The 13,647-nt window shown below is 68.9% G+C and carries 10 protein-coding genes; all 10 read right to left on the bottom strand.

The window, feature by feature from the left end; translation table 11 throughout:
• Positions 1-14: 14 nt before the first annotated feature.
• The gene (locus X946_RS09195) at positions 15-1,280 is read right to left on the bottom strand and encodes a hypothetical protein (protein ID WP_038746062.1); all 1,266 of its coding nucleotides are present in this window, start codon (positions 1,278-1,280) and stop codon (positions 15-17) included.
• Between the two features lie 15 nt (positions 1,281-1,295).
• Positions 1,296-3,500: a type VI secretion system Vgr family protein gene (locus X946_RS09190; RefSeq protein ID WP_038746060.1), complete on the bottom strand. Its 2,205-nt coding sequence runs from the start codon at positions 3,498-3,500 to the stop codon at positions 1,296-1,298.
• Entirely contained in the window at positions 3,497-6,163 is a 2,667-nt protein-coding gene (tssH, locus tag X946_RS09185; protein ID WP_038746058.1) for a type VI secretion system ATPase TssH, read from the bottom strand. The genes X946_RS09190 and tssH overlap by 4 nt, the downstream gene beginning before the upstream one ends.
• 12 nt (positions 6,164-6,175) lie before the next feature.
• The gene (gene tssG, locus X946_RS09180) at positions 6,176-7,435 is read right to left on the bottom strand and encodes a type VI secretion system baseplate subunit TssG (RefSeq protein ID WP_038746056.1); all 1,260 of its coding nucleotides are present in this window, start codon (positions 7,433-7,435) and stop codon (positions 6,176-6,178) included.
• The gene (tssF, locus tag X946_RS09175) at positions 7,399-9,270 is read right to left on the bottom strand and encodes a type VI secretion system baseplate subunit TssF (RefSeq protein ID WP_038746054.1); all 1,872 of its coding nucleotides are present in this window, start codon (positions 9,268-9,270) and stop codon (positions 7,399-7,401) included. Before tssF ends, tssG begins: the two co-directional genes overlap by 37 nt.
• 4 nt (positions 9,271-9,274) lie before the next feature.
• Positions 9,275-9,835 carry a type VI secretion system baseplate subunit TssE gene (tssE, locus tag X946_RS09170; RefSeq protein ID WP_038746309.1) on the bottom strand — a complete coding sequence of 187 codons (561 nt, stop codon included), beginning with the start codon at positions 9,833-9,835 and terminating at the stop codon, positions 9,275-9,277.
• A 20-nt stretch (positions 9,836-9,855) separates the two neighbouring features.
• Positions 9,856-10,347, bottom strand: a complete 492-nt coding sequence (locus X946_RS09165; RefSeq protein ID WP_038746052.1) for an Hcp family type VI secretion system effector — start codon at positions 10,345-10,347, stop codon at positions 9,856-9,858.
• Positions 10,348-10,404: 57 nt separating this feature from the next.
• On the bottom strand, positions 10,405-11,913 hold the full coding sequence (tssC, locus tag X946_RS09160) for a type VI secretion system contractile sheath large subunit (RefSeq protein WP_038746050.1): 1,509 nt from the start codon (positions 11,911-11,913) through the stop codon (positions 10,405-10,407).
• Positions 11,906-12,499 (bottom strand): type VI secretion system contractile sheath small subunit, encoded by a 594-nt coding sequence (gene tssB / locus X946_RS09155; protein WP_038746047.1) that lies wholly within the window; start codon positions 12,497-12,499, stop codon positions 11,906-11,908. The genes tssC and tssB overlap by 8 nt, the downstream gene beginning before the upstream one ends.
• A 64-nt stretch (positions 12,500-12,563) precedes the next feature.
• A complete protein-coding gene (tssA, locus tag X946_RS09150; RefSeq protein WP_038746045.1) occupies positions 12,564-13,640 on the bottom strand; it encodes a type VI secretion system protein TssA in 1,077 nt (358 codons plus the stop codon).
• Positions 13,641-13,647 lie beyond the last annotated feature (7 nt).

Below are 13,647 nucleotides of genomic sequence, written 5' to 3'. Positions count from 1 at the left end.
CTCCTTGCTCGCGCTCAGCGTCCGCCACGCAGCGCCGCGACCTTGTCGCTCAGCTCGCTGCGGCGCCGGTCGAATGCGCCGACCTGCTTGACCATCCATTCGACGACGAGCCGCAGGTTGCTGTTCACGCGCATCGGTTCGTCGATCAACAGCCCCGCGTCGAGCGCGTTGAAGCCCGCTTCCAGCGCATGCTCGCGCTCGCCCGCCTTCTCCCAGCACACCGCGCTCATCCGCCATGCCTCGACGGTCATCAGCGCGTCCCGCGCGGCCGTCATCGACGCCGCCGCGCGCTCGTAGCAGTATGCGGCCGGTGCGAACGCCTTGTGCGTCAGGTGCGCGCTCGCTTCGCCGAACAGCCCGTTCGCGACGAGCTTGTGCCCCGCCGGATGCGCTGCGCCGAGCGCGCGCTCGCCGCTTTCGGTCGCTTGCCGATACGCGTCGAGCGCGCGCTCGTGATCGCGCCACTTCAAATACGCCGCGCCCGCGATCAGATGCACGACCACGCACTGATCGAACCAGCGCTCGCGTTCGGCGATCCGCAACGCGGCCGCGCGCAATTGTTCGAGCCGCGCCGGATTGCCGTCGCCGATCGTCTCGCTCAGTTCGACGAACAATCGCCTGAACTCGCCGTTCGGCCCGCGCTCGCCGGATTCCGCGAGCAATTCGCGCGGCACGCTCGCCATCGTGTAACGTCCCTTCACGACGTGCACGGTGCTCGAATGCTGCTGTTGCAACGGCTTGAACGGTTCGTCGCCGATGCGCGGCAATACGAATCGCACACGCGCGCCGAGCCGCGGCGAGTTTTCGATGACGTCGAGCAATTCGCCGAGCCAGCGCGCGAGCGCCGCATCGTCGCGAACCTGCTCGGGCTGCAACACGAAAACCATCGCCGGAAAAATGTCCGGATGGTGCTGCATCAAGCTATCGGCAACCGTCAGAAACCGAAGAACCGGATGTTCGCCGTCGTCACGGGGCGGTTGCCAATCCGCTCGCAGCCCTTGCGCGTTCGACGCGTCGCGCCGGCTGTCGTAAAAGCGGATGAGCTCGTCCGCCAACGCAGCCGCGTAGCGCGCTTCACCGACGAAATCCGAGCGCATGACGATCACCGCGCTCGACATCTCCTCCTGCGTCTGAAAATAAAGCTGCACGAGCTGCGCATCGGCTTCGTTCGCCTGCCAGATCATCAGCCTTGCGGCTCGATCCTTCGCAAAGCTCTGCCAATCCGTGTGCGCATCCATGAACCTGCGCTCCACGGGGTTCGTGGGTTGCCAGTTCTGCATGATCCTCGTTCCCCGTCAGGGGTTCAGTTTCAGTATCGTGCCTTCCACCGTGTGCTCGCCCGTCGCCGACGACGTCACCGTCTTGCCGCGCACGCTATGGCTTCCGCTAGCGCTCGATTCCACCGTGACGCCGTTGATCACGATCGTGCCGTCCTTCTTCAGCGTGATGCTCGCATTGCCGCAAACAAGCGCGATCTGATCGCCCGCGCCGACATGCACGTTGTTCTTCACGTTCATCGCGTGACTCGCGCCGACGTTCACCGTCTGCGATTGGCCGACGTTGAGCACGTGCGCGTCCTTGATCGTCGACGTTCGTGCACCGATCTCCTCCGCGTGATGTTCGGCGACGGTCGTCTTCATGCTTTTCGAATTCGTCTGATAGTGCGTGGTGACATTCAGCGTCTTGCCCTGTCCGATCGATTCGGTCTTGTCTTTCGTCACTGTCTCCACGTGATTTCCGCCGATCGTCGCTTCGCGATTCGCGCCGATGGTCACGGTTTCGTCTTTTCCAACCTGCCGCGTGCGATTGCCGCCGACGCCATGCGTCTCGTTCCCGCCGATCTGCGCGACGCGATGCTGCCCGATGTTCACCGTCTCGTTCTGCCCGACGCTTCTCTGCCGGTTGTTCGCGACGCTCATCGTCTCGTTGTTGCCGACCGAATGCGAATGATCGCGGCCCACCGACAGCGTGTGATCCTGCTCGGTCTCCGCATCGAAGTTGCGCTCCGCATGCATCCATAATTGCTCCGCACCCTTCTTGTCCTCGAAGCGAAACGCGTTCGAATGCTCGGTGGTGCCGCCCGGCGACGAGCGCGACAGCAGCCCGCTTTGCGTCGCGCTGCCGGGCAGGCCCCACGGCGGCATCTTTTCGCCGTTGTATACGCGCCCCGTCACGATCGGCTGATCGGGGTCGCCGTTCAGGAAATCGACCACCACCTCGTCGCCGATGCGCGGAATCTGCACACCCCCGAAGCCGCCGCCCGCCCACGGGCTCGACACGCGCACCCAGCACGACGAGTTCTGATCGCTCTGCCCGTAGCGGTCCCAGCGAAATTGCAGTTTCACGCGCCCGTACTGGTCCGTCCAGATTTCCTCGCCCTTCGGGCCGACGACGCTCGCCGTCTGCGGGCCGTTCGTGCGCGGCCGCGGCGTCGCGCGCGGCGATCGATACGGCAGGCTCGACGGCTGCACGAGCACCTGCGATTCGTGCACGACCGCTTCGTTGCCGCTGTCGGTCGCGTACGCATTCTCCTGAAACCGATACTGGCAGCGCACGATCAGGTACTCACGGTTCTGGTCGGCGCGCGGGCAGTGTTCGAGCGCGAACAGATAGCCGGGCGCGACGCCGCGCACGTCGGTACGCGCGAGCGCGCGCTCGTGCTCGGCCTGCTGCTCTTCGAGCCGCACGCGGCTGTAGTGCGCGCCCGGTTCGTCGTCGCGATAGCCGCCGGGCCATTCGAACGACGCGAAGCCGTCATGGTCGTGGCCGCGCGGATCGATCTTCTGCGCGGACAAGTCCGCGCGCGGCTTCGTGTAGTCGTAGTCGCTCGTCTCGTGCTTGCCGATGCTCACTTCCTGCGCGGGCAGCCAACTGTCGATGTGCTCTTCGTCGGCGATCGCGGTGCGGTCGCGCGCGATGAACGGAATCGTCTCGTAACCCGGCAGCGCGACGTGCGACGACATCGCGTCGCACAGCATCAGCGTATGCGTTTGCGCCGCATGCTTGAAGTAGTAATAAATCCCTTCGAACTCCATCAGCCGAGATACGAACGCCGCGTCGGTTTCGTTGTACTGCACGCAGTATTCGCGCGGCGTGTACGTCTCGGTCAGGTGGTTTTCGATCGGGAAGCCGTACGTGGCGAGCACCTCCTGCACGATCTCCGGCACCGTCTTGTTCTGGAAGATCCGGCAATCGGAGCGGCGCGTCGCGAGCCACAGCCACGGGCGCACGATCAGCTGGTAGCCGTAATGGCGCTCGGCACGCCGCCCGACGAGCGACGCGCGCGCGACGATCCCGTTCAGACAGCGCTCCGATTCGTTCTGCTGCCGGATGCGCACCGTCACCGGTTTGCCGAGCAGCTCCTTCAACGACAGGCTGTGATTGTCGGCGAGCGCTTCGATCCGGAAATCGAACAATCGCCCGAGCGCTTCCTCGCCGTAGAGCCGGTGGAACCTCAGGTCGTCTCCATGCAGGCTGTCGAGTGTGAACACGCGGGTCACGTCGCGCCCTCCTCTTCGAATCGATAAACGAATTGGCCGTCGTCCGCGCTCACGTCGATCGCCGACAGCGCGCGAGCCTCGATCGTCGCGCGCAGGATCTCCTGGCTGATGCGCGGCAGCACCGTGTGCGTGAGGATCGCGTCGACCATCCGCCCGCCGGATTCGATCGTCCGGCAGCGCTCGACGATCAGCGCGGTCGCCGAATCGGCGCAGCGCAGCGCGATGCCGTGATGCGCTTCGATGCGCCGCTCGATGCGCGCGAGCTGCAACGCGACGATCCGCGCGAGCATCTCGTCGGTCAGCGGGTAGTACGGCACGACGGTCAGGCGTCCCAACAAAGCGGCCGGGAACACGTCGCGCAGCGGCGCGCGCAGCGCGTCGGTCAACGTCTGCGCATCGGGCAGCCGCTGCGCGTCGCGGCACATCTGCATCACGCGCTCGGAACCGACGTTCGACGTGAGGATGATCACCGTGTTGCGAAAATCGATGTAGCGCCCTTCGCCGTCTTCCATCCAGCCCTTGTCGAACACCTGAAAGAAGATCTCGTGCACGTCGCGGTGCGCCTTCTCGATCTCGTCGAGCAGCACGACGCTGTACGGCCGCCGCCGCACCGCTTCGGTCAGCACGCCGCCCTGCCCATAGCCGACGTAACCGGGCGGCGCGCCCTTCAGCGTCGACACCGTATGCGCCTCCTGGAACTCGCTCATGTTGATCGTGATCGCGTTGTGCTCGCCGCCGTACAGCGTTTCGGCGAGCGCGAGCGCGGTCTCGGTCTTGCCGACGCCGGACGGCCCGCACAGCAGGAACACGCCGTGCGGTTTCGCCGGATCGTCGAGCCGTGCGCGTGCGGTCTGAATGCGCTCGGCGATCAGCTCGACCGCATGCCGCTGGCCGACGACGCGCTCGGCGAGCGTATCCGCGAGCTTGAGCACCGATTGCATTTCGTCGCGCACCATCCGGCCGAGCGGGATGCCGGTCCAGTCGGACACGACGGCGGCCACCGCGTGCGTGTCGACCGCGGGCAGCACGAGCGGCGTCTCGCCCTGCAATTCGGCGAGCGCCTGCAACGCCGCAGCGAGCTTCGCCTGCACGTTCGCGCGGGCCTGCGTATCGAGCGCGCGCGAAGGATCGTCGTCGAGCAGCGAAGCGCGCCAGTCGACGATCTCGCCGAGCGCGTCGCGCTCCGCCTGCCAGCGCGCGTCGAGCGCATCGAGCGTGGCCTGTTCGCTCGCCACCGATACATCGATCGAATCGAGCCGCGACGCATCGCCCGCGCCGAGCGCGCACTCGCGCGCGATCAGTTCGCGTTCGACGCGCAGGCTGTCGATCCTCCGCCGCGCGTCTTCGATCGGCGCGGGCACCGCATGCTGGCTGACCGCAACGCGCGCGCACGCGGTGTCGAGCAGGCTGATCGCCTTGTCGGGCAACTGCCGCGCGGGAATGTAGCGATGCGACAGCGTGACGGCCGCGTGCAGCGCATCGTCGAGCACGAGCACGCGATGGTGCGCTTCGAGCTTCGCGGCGAGCCCGCGCAGCATCGCGAGCGCCGCGTCCTCCTCGGGCTCGCGCACCTGCACGAGCTGGAAGCGCCGCGTGAGCGCCGGGTCCTTCTCGATGTACTGCTTGTATTCGGACCACGTGGTCGCGCCGATCGTGCGCAACAGGCCGCGCGCGAGCGCCGGCTTCAGCAGGTTCGCCGCGTCGCCCGTGCCCGCCGCGCCGCCCGCGCCGACGAGCGTATGCACCTCGTCGACGAACAGGATCACCGGCCGCTCGCTCGAGCTCGCCTCGTCGATCACGCCGCGCAGTCGGCTCTCGAATTCGCCCTTCACGCTCGCGCCCGCCTGCAGCAAGCCGATGTCGAGCAGATACAGCTCGACGTCGCGCAGCGGCGGCGGCACGTCGCCCGCGACGATGCGCAGCGCGAAGCCCTCGGCGACCGCCGTCTTGCCGACGCCCGCCTCGCCGACGAGCAGCGGATTGTTCTGCCGGCGCCGCAGCAGGATGTCGACGATCTGGCGAATCTCGCCGTCGCGGCCGACGACCGGATCGATTTCGCCCGCGCGCGCACGCGCGGTCAGATCGACCGCATAGCGCGCGAGCGCCGCGCCCTCGCGTGCGGCGAACGACGCCCCGCCCGGCGCGCGCGCTCCGCCTGCCGGCGCGCGCGCGGCAGGCGGCGGCGTTTCCGGCGAGCCGTCGACGATCCGGTCGAGCTCGTCGGCGAGCACGTCCGGCACGATCCGCTCGAAGTCGCGCGCGATCGCATACAGCACGTTGCGAAGCTGCGCCGTCTTCACGATCGCGAGCAGCAGCACCGCGCTGCGGATCTGCGTCGCGTCGTACTTGAGCGTCGCGTACACCCACGCGCGCTCGACCGCATCGTCGATGTGCGCGGACAGATCGGACACCGAACCGGCGCCGCGCGGCAGCCGGTCGAGCGCGGCGACGATCCCGCGGTCGACCGCCGCCGCATCGATGTCGAAGCGGCGCAGAATCCGGTGCACGTCGCTGTCCGGGCGCCGGAGCATCTGGTTCAGCCAGTGCGCGAGCTCGACGTACGGATTGCCGCGCAGCCGGCAGAAACCCGTCGCCTGCTCCAGCGTCTCGTAGAGAAAGGCGTTCAGCTTTCCGAACAAGGTCACTCGGCCGATATCGGACATGGCGATTCCCGGTCAGGCAGGTTGGCGATGAGGCGCATCGGCGGCGGCCGCCTGATCGGCCCTCGTCGATCGAGCGCTTGCGGCGCCCGCGCTCGCGCTTGCGCCGCGCGCGTGCGCGTCGTAGCCGAGCACGAGGTCGCGCGCGGGGCCGTGATCGAGCCGCTCGCCGAGCCACGCGGTGCGGCCGAGCGCGTGGCGGCTGCCGAGCGCGAGCGCCGGCACTTCGTCGTGTGCGAGCTCGAGCTGCACGTCCCAGCCGAATTCGACGCCGACGTATTCGCGCACCCATTGCGCGAGCTGCCGTGCATGCGCGCCGCCCGGCAGGAACCGCCGGTATTCGTCGAGCGTCAGCGGGCCGAGCACGATCCGCAAGCGCGACTGCGCGTCGCGCACCGCACAGCCGAGCACGGCGCCGCCGAGCCGCTGCGTCGGCCGCGTCGCGCGGATCGCGCAGCGCTGCGCGCGATCGAGCATCACCCAGTGCGGCACGTGCTCGACGATCCGCGCCCGCACGCCGAAGTAGCGCCGCAGGATCTGCACGAGCCCTTCCGGATTGCGCGTGTGCCGCACCAGGTGGCCTGCCTGGAAATACTTCGCGTGCGGCGCGAGCGCGTCCGCCGCGCCCGGCGCATCGCGCGGCCCGATCAGGCTCGCGACGTAGGCGTCGAACCGCGCGCGCGCCGGCCGGTCGAGACTGACGGTCGGCTGCGCGTCGGCCCATGCGCGGTAGAACAGCAGGATCAGCCGATGATGAAAGACGTCGGCGAACGCGGCGAACGTCGGATCGTCGTGTTGCGTCGCGCGCTCGTGCGCGTATTCGGTCAGATGCGACGGCAGCGGCCCGTTCGGCCCGAACAGCCCGAAGCCTTGAATCGCGATGCGCGGGCGCGGGCCGTCGTCGCGTACGCCCGCGAGCATCGCCGCCGCGAACGCGAGCGACGGCGCCTGGCCGAGCCGCATCGGCTCGTCGCGCGGCCGCGCCGCGTAGCCGGACGGCGCGTGCTCCGGCGACAGCGCGTCGAGCCAGCGCAGCGCCTGGAACAGGTCGTAGCCATGCGGCGCGGCGCGCAGGCGGCGCCACCATGCGTCGCGGCGCGCGGCGGCGCTCGCGCTTGCATTCGGAACCAGATTCGGATGCGCGCTCGGGCTCGAACTTCGGTTCGGGCTCGCGTCCTGCTTCGCGCCCGCGCGCTCATGCGCGTGCGCCGCGGGCGAATCCGGTTTCAGGTTCGTCGTCATACCGCGGGCCGCCTGCCGACGCGCGCCGGCCATTGCGCGAGCCTGCCGCGCTGCGCGCTGCTCAGCACGCATTCGGCGAACGAATTGATCGACACGTGCCGCGCGAAGAACTGCTCGATCACCGCGCCGAGCAAGTACGGGCTGTCGCCGGAGAACGCGTGATCGTCGACCGTCACGTCGACCTGCACGCCGCGCCCGAACATCAGCGGCCCCGCGGCGGGCAGCCTGCGGAACACCGGCGTGAACGCGACGCGATGCACGCCGTCGATCTGCCGGCGCATCGCGGCGTCGGCCGGGTCCGCGTGCAGGCCGAGCAGCTCGCGCAGCACGCGCGCGCCTTCTTCGTCGTCGACGTCGGTCAGCGTATGGCGCGCGAGGCCCAGATGGCTGACGAGCCGCCATGCGCTCTGCGCGTCGGCGATCGGCGCTCGCGGCCGCGACGGCCCGCGAATCGCGGCGATCCGCTCCACGGGCGCCGACACGCGCAGCGTGAACGTGTTCGCGTCGCCCGCCGGCAGCAGCAGCGCGAGGTCGCGGTTCGTGCACTGCGTGTCGACGGACAGATAGCGGATCGATTCGTCGTACGGCGCGCAATCGCTGTCGACGAGCGACACGTACGTCTCGCTGCCGACGTAGCCCGTGCGCGTGCCGTTCGCGCGCGCCTGCGCGGACACGAGGCGCGGCTCGCGGCGCACCGTGTAATACGCGCCGTAGTTGCCGTCGTCGCCCGCGAACGATGCGTGGAACGGCCGGAACTCGCGCGCCTGCCCGTCGTCGCGCTGCTCGCTCGCGAGGCGCTGCACCGCATAGACCTCGTAGTCGAGCGGGCGGCTGCGATCGACGACGACGTGATGCTCGCGCACGCCCGGACGGATCGGGATGCGATCCGCGCGGCGCGCGAACAGGTTCACGGCCGGCGTGCAATTGAGCGCGAGATGCCGCGCGTCGACGCGGTTCTCGAGCGCCGCGTCGTGCCGGTCGAGCAACAGCGTCAGCTCGAACTCGTCGCCCGTCGCGCGCGCGAGCGCCGGCCGCAGCCCCTCGATGCTGAAGAACAGGAAGCGCGCGGGGAACGCGAAATACTCGCGCAGCAGCCGATAGCCCTGGAAGCCGCGGCCGTCGTCGGGCAGCAGCGCCTGATCGGCATCGAAGCCCTGATGGACGAGCGCGTGCGCGCCGAGCACGTGCAGCCAGCGCGGCGGCTGGCCCGTATCGTGGCAGACGACGCCGATCGTGTGCCCGGCGATCAGTTCGAGCAGGTGCAGCGCGTCGCGCTCGGGGCCGGCGAGATGGAACATCAGCCGGTCGATCGGCAACTGCGCGAGACTCGCGCCGCCGCGCGCCTTCAGCCTGATCCGCAGCGCGCCGCGCACGTCGCGGCGCGCGGCCGTCGCCGAGCGCGGCAGATACGCGGGCGCGCCCGTCACGGCCGCCGCGGTCAGCTCGAGCGGCCAGAGCGTCAGATCGTGCGCGGTGCGGAACTCGCACGCGGTCTGCTCGGACGCGGCGGGCCGCGCGCGCAGCGCGGTGCCCGCCGGCAGCCGGCAGCCTTGCGCGAGGCTGCCCTCGTTCATCATCGGCGTGAACTGCACGATCGCCATCGACGGAAGCGGCGCGACGTAGCCCGGATAAACGGCGTCGAGCAGCGCCTGCGTGAAGCGCGGAAACTCCGCGTCCATCTTCAGCTGCACGCGCGCTGTGAGGAAGCTGAAGCCTTCGAGCAGCCGCTCGACATACGGATCGGGCGGCCCCGATTCGTGCATCCGCAAGCGCGCGGCCACTTTCGGAAACTGCTGCGCGAATTCGCCGCCGAGCTCGCGCAGATAGGCGAGTTCGCGGTTGTAGTACTCGAGCAGGCGCGTGTCCATCGCATCAGCCTCCCGCCGCCGATTGCAGCGACATCGCGCCCGTCTCCAGATCGAGATCGGAGCGCAGCACGAATTCGACCGGATGCGGCACCGACCACAGCGTGCCCTTGATCTCGAACATCAGCACGTTGTGCCGGCGCTCGCCCGCCGCACCGCCCGGCGCGTCGAGCACGCTGCGCACCTCGACGCTGTCGGGCGCGATGCGCGGCTCGAAGCGCACGATCGCATCGCGGATCGACGCCTCGACCGACATCCGCTCGACGCCCGACATCGGCTTGCCGACGAGCGGCCGCATCCCGTAGTTGAGCACCGACGCCTGCGCGTGCGCGAACGCCGACCAGTCGACGAAGCCGTCCTCGCCGTTGCGCGTATTGAGCAGCCACGACAGATCGCGCAGCACCGCCGCGCGCAGGCGCTCGCCGCCGATCGCCTGCGCATCCGGCGGCTCGCTGCGCCGCTGCGGTTCGGCGTCGGTCAGCCGGTCGAGCAGCGCGGGCTGCAGCCGGTCGCGCGCGGCGCGCATGCCGCCCTCCCGGCCGTCCCGGGATCGCACGTCGTCGTCCATGATCGGTCCGCCTCGCGCCGTCACATCTCGGTGTTTTCCTTGATGTTCCAGCCGACCGACACCTCGGCGCCCTTGCCGCCGTTGTCGTTCTGCTGCCAGTACTGCTTCTTGACCTTCGCGGCCTGGAAGCCGTACTGCATCATCAGCCGGTCGGCCGCGTCGCCCGGATCGACGCCCGCGATCTGCGCCGACGTGACGAGCACTTCCTGCAACGTCACGCGCATGAATTCGATCTGCGTGCCGCCCGTCTTGCACGCCGAGATCTCGACGGTCGACAGGTGCTTGCCGTTCGCGCAGTTCTTGATGATCGCCGTTGCGCCCTTGTCCATGTAGGCGGCGACGACGAGATCGTTGAAGCTCGCCTTGCCCGCGTTGCCGCCGCTGCCGCTCGCCATCGCGCCCGGCTGGCTCGCGCCCCACGAGAACGACTGGATGTCGGTCCAGCCCTTGTGCTGTGCGTCGGCCGATTCGCCGGTGACGCCGTCCACTTTCATAAACATTGCGACGCCCATCGATTTCTCCGTCTTGGTTGATTGAGGGATGTCAGTCGAAACTCAGTCGGTTGACGCTCATTCGCCCGCCGCCTTCGCCGACGGCAGCTTCGAGATGAGCCGCAGCGACACGGTGAGCCCTTCCAGCTGGTAATGCGGCCGCAGGAAGAATTTCGATGCGTAATAGCCCGGGTTGTCCTCGATCTCCTCGACGACGACCTGCGCGGCCGCGAGCGGCTTGCGCGCCTTCGTCTCCTGCGACGAGTTCGCCGGATCGCCGTCGACGTAGTTCATGATCCAGTCGTTGAGCCAGCGCTCCATGTCGTCGCGCTCGCGGAACGAGCCGATCTTGTCGCGCACGATGCACTTCAGGTAATGCGCGAAGCGGCAGCACGCGAACAGGTAGGGCAGGCGGCCGGACAGCCGCGCATTCGCGGTCGCGTCGGGATCGTGATACTCGTCCGGCTGATACAGCGACTGCGCGCCGATGAACGCCGCGAAATCCGAATTCTTCCGGTGAACGAACGGCATGAAGCCGTTCTTCGCGAGCTCGGCCTCGCGGCGGTCGCTGATCGCGATCTCGGTCGGGCACTTCTGGTCGACGCCGCCGTCGTCGGTCGGGAACGTATGGCACGGCAGCCCTTCCACCGCGCCGCCCGATTCGACGCCGCGAATCGACGAGCACCAGCCGTACAGCTTGAACGAGCGATTGATGTTCGCCGCCATCGCGTACGCGGAATTCGCCCATGTGTAGCGGTCGTGGCTCGCGGCGTCGGTGTCTTCCTCGAAGTCGAATTCGTCGACGGGATTCGTGCGCGCGCCGTAAGGCAGCCGCGCGAGGAAGCGCGGCATCGCGAGCCCGACGTAGCGCGAATCCTCGGACTGGCGCAGGCTGCGCCACGCCGCGTACTCGGTGTTCTGGAAGATCTTCGTCAGGTCGCGCGGATTGGCCAGCTCCTGCCACGAATCCATCTGCATCAGCTCGGGCGACGCGCCCGCGATGAGCGGCGCGTGCGCGGCCGCCGCGATCTTCGACAGCTCGCCGAGCATCTCGACGTCCGGCGGGCTGTGGTTGAAATAGAAATCGCCGACGAGGCAGCCGAACGGCTCGCCGCCGAACTGTCCGTACTCCTCTTCGTAGACCTTGCGAAACAGCGGGCTCTGATCCCACGCAACGCCCTTGTAGCGCTTCAGCGTGCGCGCGAGCTCGTTGCGCGACGCGGGCAGCGCCTTGATCTTCAGCAGCTCGTCGGTCTCGGTGTTCGTGACGAGATAGTGCAGCCCGCGCCACGCGCCCTCGAGCGTCTGGAACTCCTGATGATGCAGGATCAGGTTGATCTGTTCGGAGAGCTTGCGATCGATCTCGGCGATGATCTGCTTGACGCTGCCGTACGCGTCGGTCGTCATGCCGACCGTGTGCTCGAGCGCCTGCTGCGCGAGCGTGCGCACCGCGCGCTCCACCGATTCGCGCGCCTCGGCGGTCTTCGGCTTGAATTCCTTCTGCAGCAGCGCGGCGAACTCGTCGCGCGCGACGACGGGCTGCGCGGCCTCGCGCGCGTCGGCCCGGGTTTGAGCGTGTTCATTCATGGCGAATCTCCGAATCGTCTGCGGCGTCTGCGGCGTTCGCGGCGTCCGTCACCGCCTGCGCGCCGCCGGCGGCGCTCGCCGCGAGCGGCTGACGCACGAGCGACTTCAGCAGTTCCGGATCGTTGATCGCGTTCTCGATCAGTTGCTCGGCGCCGTGCTTGCCGTCCATGTACGACAGCAGGTTCGACAGCTCGGTGCGCGCTTCGAGCAGGCGCCTGAGTGCGTCGACGTTGCGCGCGATCGCGGCGGGCGAGAAGTCGTCGATGCTCTCGAACGTCATGTCGACGCTCATCATCCCGTCGCCCGACAGCGTGTTCGGCACCTGGAACGCGACGCGCGGCGCGATCGATTTCATCCGCTCGTCGAAGTTGTCGACGTCGACCTCGAGGAACTTGCGCTCCGGCAGATCCGGCAGCGGCTCGGCCCGCTTGCCCGCGAGGTCGGCGATCACGCCCATCACGAACGGCAGCTGAACCTTGCGCTCGGCGCCGTAGGTTTCGACGTCGTACTCGATCTGCACGCGAGGCGCGCGGTTGCGCGCAATGAATTTCTGTCCGCTGGCCGAGACCTTGTACTTGCTCGTCATCGTCTGCTCCTTCGCATCAGGTTGCGTCGATCATGTCCGCCGCCGTCCCCGGCGGCGCCCCGCATCATTCGCTGCGCTGTCCGCTCAGCAAGTCGAGCTTCGGCAGGCTCTCCGGAGCGAGATCCCGGATGATTTCGTAGAAGTCGAGCGACAGCAGCCGCTGCGCGCGGCGCAGCAGGATCGGCGCCGGGTGGCTCGGCTCGTGCAGCTCGAAGTAGCGGCACATCTTTTCGAGGCCGAGCTGCACGTCGTCGCGGCTCGTCACTTCGGCGTCGCGCCAGGCGCGACCGTGCGCGGCGGCGGCCGCGGCCGATGCGCCGGCCGCCGCCGCGCCGCCGTTTGCCGCGATGGCCGCGCCCCCCGCCGCCGCCGACGCGCCCGCCGCATCGTCCGCCCGCGGCGCGGCGGGCGGCGGCAGCGCGTCGCGCACGATCCGGCGCAGCGCCTTCTCGAAGTCGCTCGCGTCGGGCGCCCATTCGCCGCCGAGCCGCGACACGGCGTGCGCGCGAATCGCATCGAGCGCGTCGAGCGCGTCGAACGCCGCGCGGAGCGTCGGCTCCGCGCCGTCGCGCGCGCGCGTCAAATCGGCGATCAAGCGCTCGCGTCCGCCCGGATAGGGGTGCTCCGCGCCGCTGTCGTGGGCGTCGCGGGCGTCGAACACGCGCTCCGCGTCGCGCACGCTCGGCCCGCCGTCGAACAGCGCCTGCCGGCGCGCGGCGCGCGCGCAATCGTGCGCGCCCGCGACTTCGGCGAGCGCGTTCATCCGCAGCGTCGGATCGCGATCGCCATCGGCGTCGAGACGCGGATGCACGTCGTCCCACCATCGTTCGAGCATGCCCGCGACGAACGCGAGGCCGTCCGCGTAGCCGGGAATGCCGCGCAGCTCGGTCCAGCTGCGCGCGAGATGCGCGGCGACGCGCAGATCCTTCGTGCGCGCCGACAGCTCGAGCGCGAGACGCTCGACCGCGCCCCAGTCCGGCGCCTCGGCCGGGATCACGGTGTCGCCGTACTGCTGCTCGGGGCGCGGCGTCGCACTCTCCTGCAGCCGCAGGAAATCCTGCTCGTATTCGAGATTCGCGCCGCACGGCGCATCGGGCGCGACGCCGGCGAGCAACGATTCGATCAGGTCTGAACTCCGCATGGGCCTT

Origin of the sequence: Burkholderia sp. ABCPW 111 (assembly GCF_000773065.1) — a bacterium.
Lineage (GTDB): Bacteria > Pseudomonadota > Gammaproteobacteria > Burkholderiales > Burkholderiaceae > Burkholderia > Burkholderia savannae.
The sequence above is the reverse complement of the archived record's forward strand: the minus strand, read 5'-3'. Positions and strand labels throughout refer to the sequence as shown.